The sequence below is a fragment of the Mucilaginibacter angelicae genome (assembly GCF_042434235.1).
In the GTDB taxonomy this organism is placed as follows: Bacteria; Bacteroidota; Bacteroidia; order Sphingobacteriales; family Sphingobacteriaceae; genus Mucilaginibacter; species Mucilaginibacter angelicae.
The window spans coordinates 50,859-73,191 of record NZ_JBHLTS010000077.1; the positions used below are offsets into that span (position 1 = coordinate 50,859).

General features: G+C 41.7%; 17 protein-coding genes. 14 read left to right on the forward strand and 3 right to left on the reverse strand.

All coding sequences use genetic code 11. The features are described 5' to 3' along the window. The first annotated feature begins 4 nt into the window (after positions 1-4). The 9 genes from lptC to ACFFGT_RS27560 all read left to right on the forward strand — a co-directional run bounded on the left by lptC (position 5) and on the right by ACFFGT_RS27560 (position 10,333). Complete coding sequence (gene lptC / locus ACFFGT_RS27520; protein ID WP_377025725.1) at positions 5-583, forward strand: LPS export ABC transporter periplasmic protein LptC; 579 nt, start codon at positions 5-7, stop codon at positions 581-583. Positions 584-687: 104 nt separating this feature from the next. Beyond that, entirely contained in the window at positions 688-2,808 is a 2,121-nt protein-coding gene (locus ACFFGT_RS27525) for a peptidylprolyl isomerase (protein WP_377025869.1), read from the forward strand. A gap of 171 nt (positions 2,809-2,979) precedes the next feature. After that, positions 2,980-3,495, forward strand: a complete 516-nt coding sequence (locus ACFFGT_RS27530; RefSeq protein WP_377025726.1) for a DUF2480 family protein — start codon at positions 2,980-2,982, stop codon at positions 3,493-3,495. A gap of 93 nt (positions 3,496-3,588) precedes the next feature. Continuing rightward, positions 3,589-4,383, forward strand: a complete 795-nt coding sequence (locus tag ACFFGT_RS27535; protein ID WP_377025727.1) for a DUF3108 domain-containing protein — start codon at positions 3,589-3,591, stop codon at positions 4,381-4,383. A gap of 10 nt (positions 4,384-4,393) precedes the next feature. Next, positions 4,394-4,957, forward strand: a complete 564-nt coding sequence (locus ACFFGT_RS27540; protein WP_377025728.1) for a DUF3109 family protein — start codon at positions 4,394-4,396, stop codon at positions 4,955-4,957. 149 nt (positions 4,958-5,106) lie between these two features. After that, the gene (gmd, locus tag ACFFGT_RS27545) at positions 5,107-6,243 is read left to right on the forward strand and encodes a GDP-mannose 4,6-dehydratase (protein WP_377025729.1); all 1,137 of its coding nucleotides are present in this window, start codon (positions 5,107-5,109) and stop codon (positions 6,241-6,243) included. A gap of 30 nt (positions 6,244-6,273) precedes the next feature. Next, positions 6,274-7,860, forward strand: coding sequence for a gliding motility protein RemB (locus ACFFGT_RS27550; protein WP_377025730.1), 1,587 nt, complete (start codon positions 6,274-6,276; stop codon positions 7,858-7,860). Positions 7,861-7,940: 80 nt separating this feature from the next. Beyond that, positions 7,941-9,797: a hypothetical protein gene (locus tag ACFFGT_RS27555; RefSeq protein ID WP_377025731.1), complete on the forward strand. Its 1,857-nt coding sequence runs from the start codon at positions 7,941-7,943 to the stop codon at positions 9,795-9,797. Positions 9,798-9,844: 47 nt separating this feature from the next. Further along, positions 9,845-10,333: a hypothetical protein gene (locus tag ACFFGT_RS27560; RefSeq protein WP_377025732.1), complete on the forward strand. Its 489-nt coding sequence runs from the start codon at positions 9,845-9,847 to the stop codon at positions 10,331-10,333. Positions 10,334-10,409: 76 nt separating this feature from the next. On the opposite strand, the gene ACFFGT_RS27565 is transcribed toward ACFFGT_RS27560, so the two are convergent. Next, positions 10,410-10,559 carry a hypothetical protein gene (locus ACFFGT_RS27565; protein WP_377025733.1) on the reverse strand — a complete coding sequence of 50 codons (150 nt, stop codon included), beginning with the start codon at positions 10,557-10,559 and terminating at the stop codon, positions 10,410-10,412. Positions 10,560-10,928: 369 nt separating this feature from the next. Here ACFFGT_RS27565 and ACFFGT_RS27570 point away from each other — a divergent pair, with 369 nt between their 5' ends. Beyond that, positions 10,929-14,336, forward strand: coding sequence for a putative phage tail protein (locus ACFFGT_RS27570; protein WP_377025734.1), 3,408 nt, complete (start codon positions 10,929-10,931; stop codon positions 14,334-14,336). Between the two features lie 138 nt (positions 14,337-14,474). Here the strand turns inward: ACFFGT_RS27570 and ACFFGT_RS27575 are convergent, their stop codons facing one another. Together ACFFGT_RS27575 and dxs are read right to left on the reverse strand one after the other, a co-directional pair. Next, positions 14,475-14,990 carry an alpha-ketoglutarate-dependent dioxygenase AlkB gene (locus ACFFGT_RS27575; protein WP_377025735.1) on the reverse strand — a complete coding sequence of 172 codons (516 nt, stop codon included), beginning with the start codon at positions 14,988-14,990 and terminating at the stop codon, positions 14,475-14,477. A 57-nt stretch (positions 14,991-15,047) separates the two neighbouring features. Continuing rightward, positions 15,048-16,979, reverse strand: a complete 1,932-nt coding sequence (dxs, locus tag ACFFGT_RS27580; protein ID WP_377025870.1) for a 1-deoxy-D-xylulose-5-phosphate synthase — start codon at positions 16,977-16,979, stop codon at positions 15,048-15,050. Positions 16,980-17,221: 242 nt separating this feature from the next. Here dxs and ACFFGT_RS27585 point away from each other — a divergent pair, with 242 nt between their 5' ends. The 4 genes from ACFFGT_RS27585 (at position 17,222) to glyA (ending at position 22,331) form a co-directional block, all read left to right on the forward strand. Further along, positions 17,222-17,983: a segregation and condensation protein A gene (locus ACFFGT_RS27585; protein ID WP_377025736.1), complete on the forward strand. Its 762-nt coding sequence runs from the start codon at positions 17,222-17,224 to the stop codon at positions 17,981-17,983. A 168-nt stretch (positions 17,984-18,151) separates the two neighbouring features. Next, the gene (locus ACFFGT_RS27590) at positions 18,152-20,566 is read left to right on the forward strand and encodes an ABC transporter permease (protein ID WP_377025737.1); all 2,415 of its coding nucleotides are present in this window, start codon (positions 18,152-18,154) and stop codon (positions 20,564-20,566) included. Positions 20,567-20,593: 27 nt separating this feature from the next. Then, on the forward strand, positions 20,594-20,797 hold the full coding sequence (locus ACFFGT_RS27595) for a hypothetical protein (RefSeq protein ID WP_377025738.1): 204 nt from the start codon (positions 20,594-20,596) through the stop codon (positions 20,795-20,797). Between the two features lie 247 nt (positions 20,798-21,044). Beyond that, positions 21,045-22,331: a serine hydroxymethyltransferase gene (glyA, locus tag ACFFGT_RS27600; RefSeq protein WP_377025739.1), complete on the forward strand. Its 1,287-nt coding sequence runs from the start codon at positions 21,045-21,047 to the stop codon at positions 22,329-22,331. The last annotated feature ends 2 nt before the right edge of the window (positions 22,332-22,333 follow it).

The following is a 22,333-nucleotide window of genomic DNA, read 5'->3' on the forward strand; positions in this document are numbered from 1 at the left end:
CTGTATGAGCCGCCCTGCAGTTAACATACCGGCTTTGTGCCTGTTAATGTTGCCATTGGCGGCTTTAGTATCCTCGTGCGAAAACGACTTGAAAAAGGTTAGGGAAATATCAGCAAACGAAGTTGATACTGTAGCCCAGCGCACTACAGGGCTCGATGTGATCATGAGCGATTCGGCAAAGGTAGAGATCCACCTTACTGCCCCCCTGATGGTTGAATACCAGATCAAAAAGCCTTATAAAATTATGCCTAAAGGTGTTAAGGTTGATTATTATGACCGCGGCACGGGGCAGTTGGCGGGTGATATCATCGCCGATACGGGTATCCAGCGTGATCTGGAAAAACTTATTGAATTTCATGGTAATGTGGTTGCAACCAACTCCAAAGGTGAAACCTTTAAATCAAACGAATTATTTTGGGACCAGGTAACCAAGCGTGTTTATTCTAATAAACCGGTACAGGCCACGCTTACCGGCGGCAACGTCATGAACGGCGATACCTTTGAAAGTGACGATAAGCTTTTAAACCCTTCTTTTAAAAGCAGTACCGGCATATTCCATGTTGATGAAAAAGCTACACAATAATGACTTTTTTTAACGAAAATTTTGTGTTATAGAATTTTAGTAAAAATTGTATCTTGCGCCCTCTTTTAAAAGAATAGAATAATTATAAATGTAATATGGGTATAATGGGTTTTTTGCGCGAAAGGATGGGGAAGATTCTCGCATTCTTTATTGGTTTCGCGCTGCTTGCATTCATTGTGAGCGAAGTTGTAAGATCGGGCGGTTCCTTTTTCAGGGACGATAGTAACGAGCTTGCCGTTGTTAACGGCGAAAAAGTGCCCTATGACAAATTCAACGAAAAGCTGGAGCAAAACTCTGCGCAGTTTAAACAACAGGGACAAAGTATGTCTCCGCAGATAGCAAGCTATTTGCAGGAAACTACCTGGAGCCAGTATTTAAGCCAGTTGCTGATAGGCAAAGAAATTGAAAAGCTTGGCCTTACTGTTGGTGATGACGAAATGAACGTAATGATTGGTGACAACAATCCTGACCCGCAGATTGCCCGTCAGTTTGCCAATCAGCAAACCGGCCAGTTTGACCGTAGCAGGTATGATCAGTTCAAAGCCTACCTGCAATCAGGTAAAGCCGATCCTACTCAGAAGAAAGCCTGGAGCGATTTCGTGATCGACTTAATTGAAGCCAAAAAAGCTACCAAATACATGACATTGGTTACCAATGGCCTTTATGTAAACTCGCTTGAAGCCACAGATGATTACGAAGCAAAAAACAAGCTGGTTAACTTTAAATACGTATCACTTGATTACGCTTCAATTCCTGATGCTAAAGTTACTTTAACTGATGGCGATTACAGCGCATATTATGACGCTCATAAAGCTTCATTTAAAACTCCGCAGGAGTTAAGGAACTTTGAATATGTTAGCTTTAACGCAGCCCCTTCAAAAGAAGACTCAGCAGCAGTTAAACAACAGGCAGAGAAATTAGCAAATGAATTCAAGACTTCTGCTAATGATTCCCTTTTTGTACAGATCAATGCTGAAACAAAAACGCCTTTAACTTATCAGCGTAAAGGCAGCCTTGACCCTAAACTGGATACAACCATGTTTAGCGCAGCTAAAGGATTTGTTTATGGCCCTTACCTTGAAAACGGCAGCTACAAAGTGGCTAAGCTGGTTGATAGTAAAACTACTTTCGATTCGGTTAAAACCAGGCATATCCTGATCGACCTTGCATCTGCAGGCGGTGATGATAAAGCTAAAGCTAAGGCCGACTCAATTAAAAAATTAATCCAGGGCGGTAAATCATTTGCTGATCTTGCCACAACATTCTCTGCCGACAAAGGCAGCGCTGTAAAAGGCGGTGAAATTCCATCATTTGATGCCAACGGCGTTATGGGTGGTGGTCAGGGTGCATTAGTTCCTGAATACTACAATGCTGCTTTTAAAGCAAATAAAGGTGATCTGATTGTTGTAAAATCACAATTTGGCTACCACGTTATCCAGGTTGAAGATCAAAAAGGTTCTGTTAAACTGGTTAAAGTTGGCGTGGTTGATAAACCTTTAACTGCGAGCAGCAAAACCCAAACAGTAGCTTACAGCAAAGCACAGACTTTCTTAGCTTCATTAACATCTGATAACTTTGATGCCGAAGCTAAAAAAGAAGGTTTAAAGCCACGTACTGCTGAAGATGTTACTGCAATAGCTTCTGGTTTGCCAGGCTTAGATAATGCACGTGACGTAGTTAGATGGGCTTACAAAGCCGAAAAAGGCGATATCACTGATAAAGTATTTACCATAGGCGATCAATATATAATACCCCGCCTTACCGAAATTAAGCCTAAAGGTACATTATCGCTCGACGCTGTTAAAAAGCAAATTGAGCCAATGGTACGAAGCGAGGTTAAGGCTAAACAGCTGAAAGCGAAATTTGAATCGGCCCTGAGCGGCGGCGCTTCAATTGACCAGGTTGCTCAAAAAGTAGGCAGCAAGGTAGTTCCGGTTGAAAACGTTGTTTTTGCTAACCCAATTATTCCGGGTCAATCTGCAGAGTATAAAGTTATAGGTTCAATTTTTGGCTCAGCTGTCAACAAAGTTTCAAAACCTGTTGATGGTACACAAGGTGTTTATGTATTTGTAGTTAACGGTTTCACTAACCCGCCTGCACTTACCAATGCCGTTAAGCAAAAAGAACAGATTAACCAGGTACTGTTACAACGTTCACAAGGCCAGGTGCTGGATGCATTAAAAGATAATGCAATTGTAAAAGATAACAGGGCTAAATTTTTCTAAACAAAATTTAAAGTAAATTTACATCCGGGAATAGCATTAAGCTGTTCCCGGATTTTTTGTTTTATAAACAGTTTGTTAAGTTTTTTAAATAAAGCAATCAAACGATATTGATAACTTAGCTAATTAGCTCTAAGCCTTGTGCGTTCTGCTTTTAGCTTTCATATAAACGATATGGACATACAGGAAAACATAATAAACAAAGTAGCTCAAAGCGGCCTTGTTACCTTAGATCCGGCTTCTTTTTACCCAGTCGGCGACCGTGTTATTTATGATATAAAAGATAACCTGTTCCATGGCCTTATTTTGCGTGAGAAAGATTTCAGGGATTTTATAAAAGAACATGACTGGGCTCAATACGAAGGCAGGAATGTGGGGATCACCTGCACTGCCGATGCTATTGTACCTGCCTGGGCATATATGCTGTTAGCTAACCGCATGGCCCCTTATGCCCGCGAGATAGTTTTTGGTGATAAAGAAGTGCTTGAAACGGTGCTTTTTGAAAAGGAAATAGCTAAAGCCGACTTTGAACAATATCGCGGACAACGTATTGTGCTGAAAGGCTGCGGCGATGCCGAAGTGCCGGTATCTGCTTATGTTGAACTTACCAAAAGGCTAACTGCGGTGGTTAAAAGCCTTATGTTTGGCGAACCCTGCTCAACGGTGCCTATCTATAAGCGTAAGGATTAAGTATTTAAGTGAGCACACGCAATAAAAACAAGTTTAAACCATTTATAATAGCAGTTGTCATAACACAGGCTCCGCTAAAGGGGCTATTAATCAATGAAAAAACTGCTGATAAATAAATACTTTTTTAGTGTACTGCTTTTTTTAGCCTGTTGCCCGGGGGCATTTGCCCAGGAACTGAAAAAGATCAATGAATCGATTTTCAAGGCAGGTGAACAACTGGACTACAAGATGAAATATGGCTTTTTTACTGCTGCTGAAGCTACAATCAAAGTAGAGGCCAGCGATAAGAAGTTTAATGACCGCTCTACATTTCACCTGGTTGCCGAGGGCAAAACCGCCGGCTCTTTTGATCTGTTTTATAAGGTTCGTAACCGTTATGAATCCTACGTTGATCAAACAACGCTGATGCCCTATTTTTATACCGAAAACAGGCGTGAAGGTAAGTACAGGCATACAGACAATGTTACCTTTGATCAGAAAGACAAAAAGGTAACAGCGAACAAGGGAACATTTGAGTATAAAGGCGAGTCCTTTGATTTTGTATCGGCTTATTATTTTGCACGGGCTATTGATGTTTCAAAGCTGCATGAGGGCGAAACCTTTGATCTGCAATACTTCCTGGAAGATGGCTTTCACAGTATGCAGATAACCTATGTGGGTACCGAGACGGTTGAGTGTTCGCTTGGTAAGTTTAATTGTCTTAAATTTAGCCCGGCTATTATTCCGGGGCGTATTTTCCGGAAAAACAGTAAATTGTACCTTTGGGTTACCAATGATAAAAACAGGATCCCGGTAAAAGCTCATGTTGAAGTGCTGATAGGCAGTGTAACTATGGACCTGAAATCGGCTACCGGGCTTAAGTATCCTTTGAACCCTATTAAAGATTGATTTTAAAAAGATGATTGAGGTTGGTAATGTATTACTGCATGAAGATGTGGTAAAGGAAAATTTTGTATGTAACTTAAATAAATGCAAGGGCGCCTGCTGCCTTGAAGGCGATTCGGGTGCTCCGCTTAATGCCGATGAACTTGACATCCTGAAAGAGATCTATCCTAAGGTAAAACCTTATCTTACAGCAAAAGGTATCAAAACCATTGAGAAGGACGGGGTTTACGTAACTGATTTTGAAGGGGATTATACCACACCCTGTGTTGATACCAATAAAGAATGCGCCTACGTAATATGGGAAAACGGCATTACTAAATGCGGTATTGAAAAAGCATATGAAGAAGGCGCTATTAACTGGAAAAAGCCCATCTCCTGCCATTTGTATCCTATCCGGATAACCTCATATCCGGAGTTTGATGTTTTAAACTACGACCGCTGGAACATCTGCAGCCCTGCCTGTTCATTTGGTGATGAGCTGAAAGTGCACGTTCACGAATTTTTGAAAGATCCGCTTATCCGCAAATACGGCGCCGACTGGTATCGGGAATTGGAAGATACCGTGGCCGGAATTTAATTTTTCAGAATGCTTTATTCCTAATATCCTTATTGTTCATTTAACAGTAGCATAAATACTGTCCGGGCCTACTATATTGAGTGTCATGGGGGTAATTACAATAAAATTGGATATTATTGTATTATACAATACATGTACGGTCATTATTAATGAAAAAGGCTTTAATAACAGGGATAACGGGTCAGGATGGCGCTTATTTAGCAGAGTTTTTGCTGAAGAAGGGTTATGAAGTGCATGGGGTTAAACGCCGCTCATCATTATTAAATACCGACAGGATTGATCATTTATACCATGACCCGCATGAGCCGGATGTTAAATTCAGGCTGCATTACGGCGACCTTACGGATTCAACCAACCTGATCAGGCTTATACAGGAAGTTCAGCCCGACGAAATTTATAATCTTGCTGCACAAAGCCATGTAAAAGTGAGCTTTGAAACACCCGAATATACAGCCAATGCCGATGGCATTGGTACACTTCGCATCCTTGAAGCGGTAAGGCTTCTTGATCTCACCAAAAAAACACGGATTTACCAGGCATCCACATCCGAACTATATGGTTTGGTGCAGGCGGTGCCTCAGCGTGAAACCACTCCATTTTATCCACGTTCACCTTACGCTGTAGCAAAACTATATGGCTACTGGATTGTAGTTAACTATCGCGAAGCTTATGGTATGTATGCCTGTAACGGGATCCTTTTTAATCATGAAAGCCCGGTAAGGGGCGAAACTTTTGTTACCCGGAAAATTACCCGGGCAGCATCAAAAATTGCGCTTGGCCTGCAAAGCTGTTTGTATGTGGGGAACCTTTCGGCACAGCGCGATTGGGGGCATGCCAAAGATTATGTAGAAGCGATGTGGCTGATGCTGCAGCAGGAAACTGCCGAAGACTTCGTAATAGCAACCGGTGTAACCACCACTGTACGCGACTTTATAAGGATGGCGTTTATGGAACTGGGTATCGAGGTTGAGTTTAGCGGGAAGGATGAAAGCGAGCGCGGGGTGATCATTGATATTGATGAAGAAAGGGTAATTGCGCTTGGATTGAATTTGGACGCTTTAAGGTTTGGGCAAACAGTAGTAAAAGTTGATCCACAGTATTTCAGGCCAACTGAGGTCGATCTGCTAATTGGGGATGCTACCAAAGCCTATGAAAAGATGGGATGGAAACCAAAGTACAATCTGCAGGCCCTGGTAACTGATATGGTACTTTCGGACCTGCACTTGGTAAAAAAAGATGAATACCTGAAAAAAGGCGGTTTTAACACGCTTAATTATTTTGAATAACCAACGATAAAAACCATATAAATCATATATATGAAGAGAATATTTACAAACATTATATTATTGTTTCTGATAAGCGGCGTTACGAAGGCGCAGTCGGTTTATCAGCCTTATAATTACCAGTTTTACCAAAAACTTAATGAAGATGTTTATTCAACTAAAACACGGGTGCACAGTTCGCTGAGACCGTTTATGGCTGATGATTCGCTTTTGAAAGTTCATTATGATTCGTTAATGAACCTTAACGGACTTAAAGGGCGCTTTTTTAACGAGCATCAGATTGATGTTAAAAGCAGCAATGCTACCTTTTATGCCGATCTGCTACCTGATTTCAATGTAAGCCGTGATTTCTCCGGGAAAAAGAATACCAATTTTGGTACGCTCGGGATCCAGTTGGGCGGAACCTTCGGCAAAAACTTTTCATATAATGTGGCCGGTTATGAAAATAGGGCGGTATTACCTAACTATCTGCAAACCTACGTTAACCAGGTTGGTATAGCTCCGGGGCAGGCATACGCGGGTATTTACGGCAATGAGTACCGCTGGTCGTACATTACAGCTAACGTTTCCTATACACCGATAAAGTTTTTGAATATCAGTGCCGGTCGTGATAAAACTTTTGTTGGCGACGGCTACCGTTCATTGTTATTATCTGATTATGCATCGCCATATCCTTTCTTTAAATTAACCGCTACGCTGGGCAATGTGCGCTATATGGCAATGTGGGCCTATTTTGATGACCCGCTTTCGGTAAAGGTAGATAATGGCGACAGGAAAAAATTTGGTGTGTTTCATTATTTAGACTGGAATGTATCTAACCGCTTATCACTTGGTTTCTTTGATGCCGTGATCTGGGCAGCTAAAGATGACCAGGGCCATAAACGCGGATTTGATTTTACCTACATAAACCCGGTAATATTTTTAAGGCCGGTTGAAGCCTCAAACGGTTCACCTGATAATGCTTTGATAGGCTTTACCGCTAAATATAAACTAACCGATGGTATTACGGCTTACGGGCAGTTTGCACTTGACGAGTTTGAGTCATCAAGCTTTTTTTCAAGCAAGGGCAGCTCACGTAATAAATACGGTTTTCAGTTGGGTATAAGGGGGGCAAACCTGTTCAATGTAAAAGGCCTGAATTACCTGGTTGAAACAAATAATGTTAAGCCTTATACTTATTCTGAGCGTGCTTCAGTGTTAAACTATGCAGAAAATGGTGAACCACTTGGGCACCCATGGGGGGCTAATTTTCGTGAAGCTGTGGGCTTGCTGAACTACTCATACAAAAGATTTGATTTTACAGGCGAGCTTGATTATGGGTATTATGGTTTAAATATTAATAACCTTAACTACGGCAAAGATCTTTACCTGGCCTACCAGGACCCGGCACGGCAAAACGGCAATTACACCGGCCAGGGCTTAACCACCAACATGGTTTACTTGGAAGGAAAAGTAGCTTATTTAATTAATCCTAAATATAATTTAAGGTTTGAACTTGGCGGCCTGGTGCGCCGCGATAAGAACAACCAGTTTAATGATAAAACCTCAATGCTGACTTTCGGTATCCGCAGTTCATTCCGTAGTATATATAATGATCTGGTGAGTTATAAAACGCATTGATATTTAATTGTAAATATATATTTATTTGAAACATAGTTATTTAAAGTGCCGTATAAAAATATACTAAACTTTATTTCACTATGAAAAAATACCCTAAACCAATCGTTAATTATAGCTATATAATTAACTTTTTTTTGCTGATACTTTTTATCAGCTTTAATAGCTCCTGTAAAAAGGACGCAAAAAATCAACCTGTTGCAGACAAGCTACATCAAACTATTGATGCAGGAATAAGCAATGATGAAATTACACAATGGCTTGCGGCCAATCCAGGTGTGATATCAAGCAACGCACTTCTTTACAACTCCCAACAGGCTGTAATTGACAATAAACTGGTAATCCGGGTGCCATTAGCCGCTAATGCAGCTCTCTATTTTACTAAAGAGAATAACGTATTAAAAGAATACGTTTATAAATGGAATGATCGTGACCCAGGTGCTGCAAATTATACAGGAACAATTGATGTTTACAGCTTTGAACATAAAAAACTTAACAGGCTGGTTTATAATAAAGCTGTATTAACAAAAGTATTGTTACCTGCCAATGCCGCAACTTTTAGCAAAAATCATGATAGCAGGCTACAATTAGTAGAAACTGATGAAGAGTTTAAAGCCAATTGCTTAGCCCAGGGCGGTGATATTACGGAAGATGACTATAGCATAACATGTACAACTTATTATGATGTGGACTATGGCCCTATCTATATAAGCGGCGGCGGCGGTGGCAGCAGTACAGGCCCGAGCGGCGGTGTTCCTGGTACCGTTACAGGCGGCGGTGGCGGCGGTTCTGGTAGCTCGGGCGGTAATGGCGGCGGTGCATCGTGGGGGCCCGCACCTTGTCCAGCTTCTTCATCTGCAGTTGCATCGGGAGGCGTTTTAAAAGTTGATAAAGTTGCGCCAACAAACCCTGGTACAACTCCCCCTTCAACCACGCCTTCGGCAGGTTGCCCAACTGTTTCACAATGGCAGCCTAAGCCAATTATCCCTTTAAACCCTACATACTCATATCTAAACCCATCTTTCTCTTATCCTCTTAACACAAATTTTCCTGATTTAGGAGTAATAAACATTCTGGATGTAGCATTTGATCCGGGTAAGCTGAGTACTACAAAGCTTACAATTACAAATTTAAGTACTACTGAAACTTTTAACAGCTACAATAATACACTTCCTGCTGATAGTTATCCGGATAACCATCCTGTATCTATAGCAGTACGAACCTTTAATCCATATATTTATGCAGCTTTTTTAGGAAGTAACAATACATCTATCAAAAACTTTCATCAAACTGCGAAAGGTTTAAGTGGTTCTGATGGATATGGTAAGGCCATTGGCGCTATAGGCGAGGGCTTGTTTGCCCAAAGATTGTTAAGCATCCCATCAGTAAGCAGGGTTAGAACAATTAGCGGTGCCGTAGTTATGGATAATACCAACCCCTCAAAAACTATTTATATTGATCTGTTAACAGAACAAACTTTACCCGAAGCAGAAGAGGGGTATTCATACGTAAAAATGCAATATACTGATGTTAATGGAAATGCGTTATCAAAGGATCTTAAAATTCAAAGAAATTCGCAAACAAGAATGATGGGCTTTACTATCCTGAATAAAGGATTTGTAGCCTATGAAATAAAAACATACAACCCATCAAATACGCCTGATATATTGTTTAAAGGCTTTGTTGAAGGGATACAGCAAACAATGACAAGAGGTTTTTTTAGAAACATGACTGCGGGTGTATTAGTTTTTGACAAAGCCGCCTTTACCGCGCTTTATAATTCCCCATATCGTGCCAAGGTTGATGCCATTTTAAAAAGTGCGCAAGCCATGCGCAATATTAATGGTGAGCAAGCCGTTTTTTTAAGGCTCGAAAATAATTTATGGCTAAATGCAAATAGTGCTTACTATGCATTAATAGCTAAGATTAAAGTACTATGAGATATTATTTATTTAGTATATTTTTAATTTTAAATTGCTTAAAAGGTATGGCAAATGAAGGTTCAACAGCGGATACAACTACAGTTGTTAGCTTAAATTATACAGATTTTATCAATAGTTTAAATGCAAGCAATGATTTACACGCAGATAAACTTCAAAAATTATTTATAAGTAATGAGCAGGAGATATACCAGGCTCCTTTAGCAGCCGGCGGCGATTTACCGGAGGGGGGGATTTATTTCGAATACATGCAACAACTGATGGGATTTAAAAATTTAAATGAACTGCGTTTGATAAACTTATTTGTTAAAGCCCTGCCCGAAGGTTTTACCAAACTGAGTAAGTTACAAACCCTGGAAATATGTTTAAGCAACAATGCTGATATTGATGAAATTATTGGTGTGCTTAAAAATATGCCCTCGCTTAAATATCTTGATATAAACGGATCAAGACTGGCGCAAAAGCAGCGTGTTTACATCAGGGAACAATTAACAAAGCAGGGTATACATGTTGATGACTATGTAATGTTAAAATAACAAAACCAAACGAGCCGATTTATCGGCTCGTTTGGTTTACGAAGCTATGGTATTCACATTCTTTTTTTCGGCGATGTTAGGTACCTGTTGGGCTATATATAGCACTGGCATCGAAACCGCATTCGGCCCAAAGCTCGGGTTGATCGCCGTGTTCAATGAACTTATCAGGGATTGCCAGGCATTTTACCCGAATGCTGGTGTAACCGTTATTCAGCCATAAATTCAAGCACTGCGCTGCTCATGCGGCCTTCAGGCGAATTAGTAAAGCTAAACTCTTGCCATTACTGTTAAATTATGTTAACTTATTAATTTCACTTTGCGCAACGCAGAAATCTTTACTACATTCATAGTATAATAATTTTAACCTAACCTTCTTGTTAAAGCAGCCTTCTGTTTATGCATCACAAATTGTCAGCCTTCCCGCCCCGTTATTTAAAGCTTGATCTAAAGCATCATACCCAACATCTGATCGCCTGGCCGGGATTTTCTCCATAAGTACATCAATTACAATTGCTGTGTAAAGACAATTGTAAATTCAAAGCAACATCTGCTATCCTCAACAGCGAATTATCAATTCATAAATTAATACTATACCATGACAACAATTGCTAACTATGCAGCCCTGCGTAGCCATGTCTACAGCTCGGGCGATGAATCAGTATTTGTACAGGGAAGAACAACAACCGGCGATGGCGGTGAAGGAACCTTTTTCTGGGACCCCGGTAACACACTGACAGACAATGACGGTTTCATCATCAAGGTGAGTTCTGTTACAACCGGCAGATGGAAACGTGTATATGACGATTACGTCAACGTGACCTGGTTTGGTGCTACAGGAGACGTTAAAACCGTAACAGGAACAATCGTTGCAACGGGCAACGGTGCAGACCCAACCAAGCTTACATGTACCGGGTCAAATTTTACTTCGGCCGATGTAGGCAAAAAAATAACCATTAACGGTGCATATAAACCTAAATGCATCCATAATGCTTTTGATACGGATGATATCCCGCGTGCACTCGCTACAATAATTGTAGCTGTAAATTCGGCAACAGAAGTAATATTACAGGATGCTGCAGCTACCAATGTAACGGATAGTGAGGTAAATTATGGTAGTGATAATACCACGGTGCTTCAAAGTGCCATCAATGCTGTGGCTGCGATAGGGGGCGGAGGTGTATTTTTTCCGGCAGGCAAATATGCAATCTCCGATAAGTTGGTGAGCAAAAATAACACCCATATCCTGGGTGAAAGCAAATATAACAGTATTATTTATGCGATAAAGGACGGTTTTACCCTGATTGAATGGGATTATATGCCAACTTTCCCGGCTCCGGGAAATATTTCAGTTAAAAATATATGTTTATGGGGTTATGCCGATAGGTTTAAGTATCAAAATGTGCCGAATACTAATCCAGTTGTTAGATGCCACCTGATGAAGTTGAGTAACTACCAATTTGTAGAAATTGATAACTGTTATGGCAAATGGTCGAGAGAGATGGGCTTTGCACTAAGCGGTGGTGCCGTGACTATTACCAACAATATACTTGAAAACATATTAAGAGATGGTATAAATGCAGGTGACGCACAAAAAGTTATCATGACCGGAAACCGGGGCCGGTTTATTGAGGATGATTTTCTTGCCGCGGATTGTTCGGGGCCGAGGGGCGAAAAATATATAAATGATAATGATAAAAACGATCACGTTAATAATATCGCTATCATCTGTAATAATGACACTTTCGGCTCTCAGGGTATAACAGTTGGCGGCGCCAGGAATGTTATAATCGCAAACAATAATTTATCGTTTATAAAAGGCAGGGCCATCAGGTGCTCGGTGGAAACTGCCTCGGGCGGCCAGATCGAATCGCTGAACGTTGTGATAGCCAATAATAACATTAAAGATGTGTTAAAGTTGTGTACACCTGAACTAACATATGGAAAAGTAGGCGACTATTATACTTATCCGAATGTGGACAAAGGCAGCATGCCAAGGTTTATTGCAGGTGCATCAGCAGATGGTATCGAATTAGGCTTTACCTTAATGAAAGTCAGTTCGTCAAATAATGACACATGCCCGGGGGCCTTTGATGCTGTACTAAAGCAATATGTGAAACCCGAGCTTTTTTGGAATCTGGACGGTCTCGCTTTAGCTCATGGACAAAGCAGGGGCGTAATTGTGGCCCATAATTCCATTATGCAATCGCTTAGCGGGTTAACTAAAATATCAGATGCTTATGGTTACGGTTTATGGACAAGAAAAGGTGATACTGATGTTTTAGGATACCAGGGAACTATTTGCCTGGCCAACGGCGGATCACAGCAAAATTCCTACTATAAATCATATGGCATTACTGTGGGCGGGCCTAATAAAGGCTTAAAGATCATTAATAACTATATTTATGGTTTTCAGCGGGGGATTTACTTTGACCCTTATCTTGTTCAACAGGTTAAAGATAATATTACAACATCATTTTATAACTGGAGAGAGGATATCACGATCAAGGATAACACCATTGAAAGGACGCTTGAAGGTATCTATCTGGATGTTAATATTAATGGCCTCGAATCATATCCAATTGATATGAACATTACCGGCAACAGCTTTGATCCTGATCCGTATTTGGAAGCGACAGATAGAAGCGTCGATACAACAACGGGGGTGGTAAATATTACCAATATCTCTATTGCGAAAGGTTCTACTACGTTAACTGGTACCGGCTCTAAGCCTTTTTCATCAGACGATATCGGGAGGCTTGTTCAAATACCCGGCGCTGGTTTTTTGGGGCTTTTAAATAGCCCGACAGCCGACCCTTTGGTCGCTCAAATTGCTACGATTATTGGGGATAATAGTGTCACTTTGTCTACACCTGCAATGACTGACGTTAGCGGGCAAACATCAACTAAATGTGGCATGCTGACCGGGGGCTGGACAAACGATGCCGGGGTATTTTATCGTGCGATTTTAGCGCAATATGCAGTTGGTCTTAAGGTAAGTAATAACAATTTTAAGAACACTAAAGATGTTGTTGGGGGGAATACATCTACCAAGGCATTTGTTTACTCAAATAATTACTACTGTGATCCGGATAAGCAATACGGTATTAAGACACTTATCAACACTACCACAAACCGGATTTTCTGGATAGACAGCACTCCCGGAAATTTCAACGGCCAATTACTTACCATCAAAAATACTGATTTGCAAGAGGCGGCTGCCCAGCCAACCTCCGGTTATTTTATCAAAAATCAGATTGTCAGGAACACTAACCCGGTTAATGACGCAAACGGGTTTATCCTTTATGGTTGGCTGCGACTGACAACCGGCTCGATTCCTACAGATTGGCAGCCGATTTATTTATCAACTACGAGTTTAAAAAGTGCTATTTTTAATCAAACGGCAACAACGCAAACGGCTGCATTTAAAATTTCAGGAGCCGGAACAATACTTGGGGGGCTTACGGTAGGAACAGGCCTAAGCCCGTCTGTTGACAACGGCTTGAATTTCGGAAACCAGACTTTAAGATGGCGGCAGATCTGGGGTGGATTCGGGCATATCGGTGATCCGAACGCACTTGACAACTCGGCGATGTTCCAGATCGATTCAGCAAGCAGGGGGTTCCTGCCAGTGCGAATGAACAAAGCTCAGCGTTTGAATGTAATCAGTCCTGCCGATGGCCTGCTGATCTATCAAACGGATGAGCTGTCCGGTTTGTATGAATACAATGCCGCTACATCAGCGTGGAGACGCATTTATCAAAATATGCCTAATGTTCCTACTTTAAAAGCCGTAACAGCATCAGGAACAGGAAGTGCAACTGTTATTAGTATCCCGCACCTGTTAGCAGCTGCCCCAAGCTGGTTTACTGCCGTAGCAACAAACAGCGCAGCCGGTAACATTGGCTATATAACAGCAGATGCTACCAATATAAATATCAACTATGCAACAGCACCGGCTGCCGGAACTAATAATTTAGCATATAACATATCTTTTATATCCTGATTATTGTTCGCCATTTGGTGAAATTTAAAAAGCCGCCTCATAAGTAATTATGGGGCGGCTCTATTTACCAACTCGTCATGACTTTTTGATTATATTGAAAGGCTTATTGATCTTAAAACAGGAATTAATACCTGTTAATCAATTTATTATCTTCCTGAAAGTAAGGCTTATCCTTCCCTTGTCTGTATCAGACGCTGGTATCGCATGTTGCCATAAATCCTGAATTTCACGGCTCATATAAATCAAGCTACCTGGTGTAAGCTCATAATTTACAAACTCCTCTTTATTTTGAATATTCCGGAACCTAAAAATTCGCGGTTCTCCTACTGAAATTATTGCAACCCCGGTACCAGGATAAAGAATATCCGTTTGGTCAGAATGGTATCCCATCTTGGCCTTTCCATCAAGGTAATAATTGAGAAGGCAATTGTTAGGCTCAAAACCAAGCGTGTTTGCAAGTTTTTGGATGATTGAAGACAGCTCGGGTAAAAATTGCTGAAATGGATAGCTTATTTGCGAATAGTTATAAGCCACACCGTAGCTGGCGGTTTTCCGAGTGGCCATTCGTTCGTCCCACACAACGTTCATTGTCAGGAAACTGAATAGTGACGCCGGATCGACAATGAAATTTTCGATATAAAGTATGCCTTCCATTTACCTAAAAAATGATTGAAAGAAAAGTTTCTTCTCTACCTTTAGGAAGCCGGGCACCTACGACGCTATATTATTCATATTCCGCTTTTCGGCTATGTTGCGCACCTGTTGCGCTATGGCATTGGCATCATAGCCACATTCGGCCCAAAGCTCGGGTTGATCGCCGTGTTCAATGAACTTATCAGGGATTCCCAGGCGTTTTACCCGGATGTTGGTGTAACCGTTGTCGGCCATAAATTCAAGCACTGCGCTGCTCATGCCGCCTTCAATGCAGCCATCCTCAACAGTAATTACTTTATTAAACTTCCTGAATACGTCGTGCAGTAAAGCCTCATCAAGCGGCTTTACAAAACGCAGATCATAATGAGCAGGGTTATAACCTTCGGCATTCAGTTCGGCGGTGGCTTTAACCACTTCGTTACCGATAGCACCGATAGACAGGATTGCAACATCGTCGCCATCACAAACCTTGCGGCCTTTGCCTACAGGGATAGCTTTGAACGGGCGTTGCCAGTCAACCATAACACCATTGCCACGAGGGTACCTGATTACGAAAGGCCCCATATTTTCCTGCTGGGCAGTAAACATCAGGTTCCGGAGTTCTTCCTCGTTCATTGGTGCCGATACAATCATATTGGGAATACAACGCATGAAGGCCAGGTCGTAAGCTCCGTGGTGCGTAGCACCGTCGGCCCCGGCAAAACCGGCACGGTCAAGACAAAATATTACATTAAGCTTTTGTATGGCCACGTCATGGATCACCTGATCATAAGCCCGCTGCATAAAGCTGGAGTAAATGTTACAGAACGGAACAAGCCCCTGGGTAGCTAAGCCCGCAGAGAAAGTTACTGCATGCTGCTCGGCAATACCCACATCAAACGCACGATTAGGCATAGCCTTCATCATAAGGTTTAACGAACAACCTGATGGCATGGCCGGGGTAATGCCCATGATCTTAGGGTTTTGCTCGGCAAGCTCAATTATACTATGGCCAAACACATCCTGGTATTTAGGCGGTTGGGGTTTATCGTGTTTGGTTTTTTTGATCTCACCGGTAATTTTATCAAACAAACCGGGAGCATGCCACTTGGTCTGGTCTTTTTCGGCCAGGGCATAGCCTTTACCTTTTACGGTGATACAATGAAGCAATTTAGGGCCTGGAATATCACGCAGGTCCTTCAATACTTTTACCAGGTGGTTTACATCGTGCCCGTCAATAGGGCCGAAATATCTGAACTTAAGCGCTTCAAAAAAGTTGCTGCGTTTAAGCAGGGTGCCTTTAATGCTTTTTTCAAGTTTTTGGGCAATCTTAAATGCATCTGGGCCAATTGACGACAATTTGGCCAATACATGCGCAATATCATCCCTGAAACGGTTGTATGGCTTTGAGGTGGTGATATCTGTAAGATATTCCTTTAGCGCGCCCACGTTGGGGTCAATAGACATGTTATTGTCGTTCAGGATCACCAGCAGGTTAGAGTTTTCGATGCCGGCATGGTTAAGAGCTTCAAAAGCCATCCCCGCGGTCATGGCGCCATCGCCAATTACGGCTACGTGCTGCCTGTCAGTTTCTCCTTTGTATTGTGAGGCAACTGCCATACCCAACGCAGCAGATATGGAGGTTGATGAGTGGCCTACACCAAAGGTATCATACTCGCTTTCCGAACGTTTAGGGAAGCCGCTGATACCGCCGTGAATACGGTTAGTATGAAACTCATCACGACGGCCGGTAAGTATTTTGTGGCCGTAAGCCTGGTGGCCAACATCCCAAACTAACTGGTCGTAGGGGGTATTAAGTACATATTGTAAGGCTACGGTGAGTTCAACTACACCTAAGCTGGCGGCAAAGTGCCCGCCGTTAACTGATACCACGTCAATAATATACTGGCGTAGTTCCTTGCATACCTGTTCAAGCTCGTTTTCATTAAGTAGCTTTAAATCAGATGGATAATTTATTTTTTGTAATAAATTCCCGGCCGGTACCTGCATTGACATTCGTAAGGATATTTAACCTGCAAAATAAGGTAATTATTGTTAAATTCAGGGTATATAAAGATATTAAATTACTTAAGAAACAGGATGTATCAAAGAAAATGGCCGTGTTAAGGTGTAATATTGCTGTAAACAGAAGCGGGATAATACCTGTTTTTAATCCTGAAAGCCTGTGTTTTGTACCTTGATTCTTGCTGTGCTGATTCCGGCCGAAATGCTTATTTTTGACCGGATTTTATATGACCGACGATAGTTTTGCCATTAAGTTGCCCCAGTTTGAAGGCCCGTTTGACCTGCTGCTGTTTTTCATTGAACGCGATGAGCTGGATATCCACGATATCCCTATAGCCAAAATTGCCGATGATTTTTTGAACTACCTGCACCAGATGACAAGCCTCAATATGGAAATTGCCAGCGAATTTATTTTTGTTGCAGCAACCCTTATGCGCATCAAGGCCAAGATGTTGTTGCCGCGTTATGGCACCGAAGAAGCAGGGGATGATCCGGATACTAAAGAAAACCTGATCAGGAAACTCATCGAATATAAAAAGTTTAAAGAGGTATGTGAAGAGATCAGGCCGATGGAGGATGAGCGCTTTAAACAGGAAAAGCGCGGCAATATTAAACATGACCTTGAACAGGTTGAAAAAGTGGCTGTGCCCGGCGAAGAATTATCCGAACTGACTTTGTACCGCCTTATGGTTGTTTACGAACGGATGCTCCGCAATTTCAGCAGGCGGAACGAGGAAGTAAAACACACTGTAGTACAGTATCCCTATACCATCGAAAAACAAAAGAAAGCGGTTGCCGATTTGCTGAAGATCAATAAAATGCTCGATTTTAAAGCCATCGCCAAAGAATCTGAAAACAAGGTGCATTTTGTATATAATTTTTTGGCCGTGCTGGAAATGCTGCAGCAGGATCTGATAGAGATCCAGATAGGGTTGGGGTATAATAACTTTTGGATTTCTTCAAAAGCTGGGACTGAAGCGGAAAGCTAAAGGCTGAAAGCCAAAAGCTTTTGGGGAGACGAACAAAAAGCTTTGAGCCTTTGGCTTTAGGCTTTCAGCTTTAAATCATTGCCTTTAGCTTAAACAATAACATTATTTAACATATCAACTCAGCTTATATTGGTTATTCTGTCGCATTTTTGTGTAAATGCCTGACCTATGCTGAAATCCTACTTTAAAATTGCCTGGCGAAACCTTTGGAAAAACAAAGCTTTTTCAATTATTAACATTTTTGGACTGTCTGTTGGTATAGCTTTTACGCTGATCATCGGTGCCTATGTTTGGGGAGAGCTCCGGGTAAACCACGATCTTAAAAATGCAGACAGGCAATACATCATCCTCAGCAAATGGCGCGATCCAAATCAGGGAGTAGATATTGCTTCTGTTGATGCCTTGCCAAAAGCTTTGAAGGCAAACTACCCCAATCTTGTTGCCGGCTATTACAGCTTTAACGGAATAACATCTATAGTAACCAAAGGCGAAAAAAGTTTCAGGGAAAGTATGCAGTTTGGCGATAGCACGTTGCTTAACATGTATGGCTTTAAGTTGTTGCATGGCGATGTGAAAACTGCATTAACAGATCCGTTATCGGTTGTGATAACCCAGCGCATTGCCTTAAAATATTTTGGTAAAACAGATGTGATAGGGCAAACACTCAATTTTCAGAATTTTACGGGCAGTAAGCATGATTTTACCATCACCGGCATTTTACAACAGCTGCCCAAAAATTCTGTTACCAATTTAAACGACAGCAATAATTCGGATTTTTTCTTTGGGCAGAGTTCAAACACCTTTTGGGGCTTTACGGTAAATAATTGGAACAACGCCCAATGGGTAAGTTATATTGAACTAAAAAAGGGCATCGATCCTAAAATAGTTGAAAAAGCTATGCGTGAACTGCTCGCAAAAAACGCGACCCCGCAGGTTGCTAAAGACCTTACCCCGTATCTTGTATCGCTGAAAGATTATAACCTGACAGCTGATGGTGGTGTTGCTAAAAAAATGATCGTCACACTTTCTGCAATTGCATTATTCATTTTGCTGATGGCGGTCATCAACTTTGTGAATATCTGTATCGGCCGTTCATCGGGCAGGATGAAGGAAATGGGCGTACGCAAAGTACTTGGCGGCTTGCGGAAGCAGTTGATCTGGCAGTTTTTGGTCGAATCGGTGTTGATGGTGCTTTTTGCTACCATGTTTGCAGTTATTATTTACTTGGTTGCAAGGCCGTATTTCAGCAGCGTTTTGGGCCGCGAAATTACCGGGCTGTTTGCCTTTCCTGTTTATATTATTCCTTTTTTGTTACTGTTTGTACTTATGGTTGGTGCGCTTGCAGGTATTTATCCGGCCCTGGTATTATCTGCCTTACGATCTGTTGATGCTATAAAAGGTAAGTTAACAGCAGTAAAAGAACGTGTGTTTTTCAGAAAATCCCTTGTTGCTTTTCAGTTTACCACGGCCGCAATTGTATTTATCGGGGCGATTATTGTTTCAAAGCAAATCAGTTTGTTTTTTGGTAATAACCTGGGCTATAACAAAGATTATATTGTTTATGCACAGTTGCCACGGGATTGGTCGGCAGCGGGGGTAAACAAAATGGAGGTCATTCGCGAGCAAATGGCACAAATGCCGCAGGTAAGCAGCGTATCGCTCTCTTACGAAATCCCTGACGGGGCCAATGGATTTAACTCTCCCGTTTACAGGCAAGGGGCAAGCCAAGCACAAGCTGTGGCATCACAAATTTTAATGGATGATAACCAGTATGCTTCTACCTATAACATACCCTTAAAGGCCGGTACATTTTTTAAACCGGTTTACCAGGCTGCCGATTCAACATTGGTAGCTATTAACGAAACACAGTCAAAAGCGTTAGGCTGGAATAGGCCTGAAGATGCTATTGGTCAAAAAATAATGATCCAGCAAGGTAATACAGCCGTTTCCTATACGGTTGGTGGCGTTACCGCCGATTTTCATTTTGGTTCCCTGCACGAACGCATTAAGCCCATCATCTTTGTAAATGTTAATTACTATGTAGCTTATCGTTATTTTTCATTCAAATTAAAAGCCGGTGATATTCAGCAAAGCCTAACTGCCATACAAAAGAAATGGGCCGAACTTATCCCTAATGCCCCATTTGAATACCATTTTATGGATGATGCCCTGAAAAAGCTGTACACCACCGAATTGCAATTAAAGAAAGCTGCTTATATAGCCGCTGTTTTAGCGGTGATTATAGTGCTGCTTGGGGTTTTGGGTTTAATATCATTAAGCATCCAGAAACGCACTAAGGAGATAGGCATCCGCAAAGTACTTGGCTCCTCGGTTTCGGGCATTACCATGTTGTTTTTAAAGGATTTTTTGGGCGTGGTGATCATTGCCGGTTTAATAGCCTGCCCGCTGGCTTACGTCATCATGCAAAAATGGCTGAATGATTATGTTTACCGTATTGATCTGTCGTTATCGCCATTTGTGATCTCGGTGGCATCACTTACTATGGTTACAGCGGTTTTGATAGCGCTGCAAACTATAAAAGCTGCTTTTGCAAACCCGGTTAAAAGTTTGAGGAATGAATAAGTTATTGTAAACCTGAGTTTAAACAATATGGCCGAAAAACATAAAACAACTCATAGAAACCTGCAAAGCGATGCCGATGGTTCACTTAAGGAAGTGGACTTATCGCAAGGGAAACCGGAAACTGATTTTTGGGCAGATGTTCCTGAAGTAGTTCAACAGGCTATCGAAAAAGCCAAAAAACAACTTGATCAGGGCGAAGGGATTCCTCATGATGAAGTAATGAAAAAATAAAATCCAGATTTCTCATCAGGTGAGTTGTTATTGGAGCTATACGCCTGTTTATCAGCTAAACTAATATTCAATAGTATAGGTATACATGCTGGTTGATGATAATTTATTTGCTGTAAGTGTCTACCCGGCAAATAATATTGTGTTTATTTTAAATTAAGTAAAATCTAACATTACTTATAGCTCAAATCTCATATCTCACATCTCAAATCTATCTTTTTCCCTAACTTAGCACCGTTAAAAACACACAATGAAAAGAGACAAACTGATATTTAAGCTATTGGATGAAGAGCAGCAACGCCAGGAAGAAGGCATTGAACTTATAGCATCTGAGAATTTTGTAAGCAGGCAGGTTATGGAAGCTGCAGGTTCTGTTGCAACTAACAAATATGCCGAAGGTTTACCGGGCAAACGCTATTACGGCGGCTGCCAGGTGGTTGACGAAATTGAAACCATAGCTATTGAACGCGCTAAGCAATTGTTTAACGCCGAGTGGGTTAACGTACAACCACATTCAGGTGCACAGGCAAACGCGGCAGTTATGCTTGCCGTATTGCAGCCGGGCGATAAAATATTAGGATTTGACCTTTCACATGGTGGCCACTTAACTCATGGCTCGCCGGTTAACTTTTCGGGCAAATTGTATGAGCCTCATTTTTACGGCGTAAACAAAGAAACCGGTCGTGTTGATTATGATCAGCTGAAAGAAGTTGCCCTGCGCGAAAAACCAAAACTGATCATTGCTGGTGCTTCGGCATACTCTCGTGATTGGGATTATGAGTTTATCCGTAAAGTAGCCGACGAAGTTGGTGCTTTGGTACTGGCTGATATTTCGCACCCGGCAGGTTTAATTGCCCGCGGTTTATTGATCGATCCGCTGCCGCATTGCCATATTGTTACTACTACAACCCACAAAACTTTACGCGGCCCGCGCGGTGGTTTAATTATGATGGGTAAGGATTTTGAAAATCCATTCGGTATCAAAACCCCTAAAGGCGAGATCAGAATGATGTCGTCATTGTTGGATATGGCTGTTTTCCCGGGTACACAGGGTGGTCCGCTTGAGCATATCATTGCTGCTAAAGCAGTTGCTTTTGGCGAGGCTTTGAGCGATAGCTACATGAAATACATTGTACAGGTTAAAAAGAATGCCGACGCTATGGCCGAAGCATTTGTGAAACTGGGCTACCAGATCATATCCGGCGGTACCGATAACCACTTAATGCTGATCGATCTTCGTAACAAAAATATCACAGGTAAAGCGGCCGAAAATGCTTTGGTGGCTGCCGATATCACCGTGAATAAAAACATGGTGCCATATGATGATAAATCACCATTTGTAACTTCAGGCATCCGTGTGGGTACTGCCGCAATCACTACCCGCGGTATGAAAGAAAAACATATGGACCATATTGTTGAATTGATAGATGCTGTAATTACTGATCCTGAAAATGAACATTCTATCAAAAAAATCCGTAAAAGGGTTCACAAGTTAATGTACGATTTTCCGTTGTACAGAGATAAGGACTCAGAGTAAAT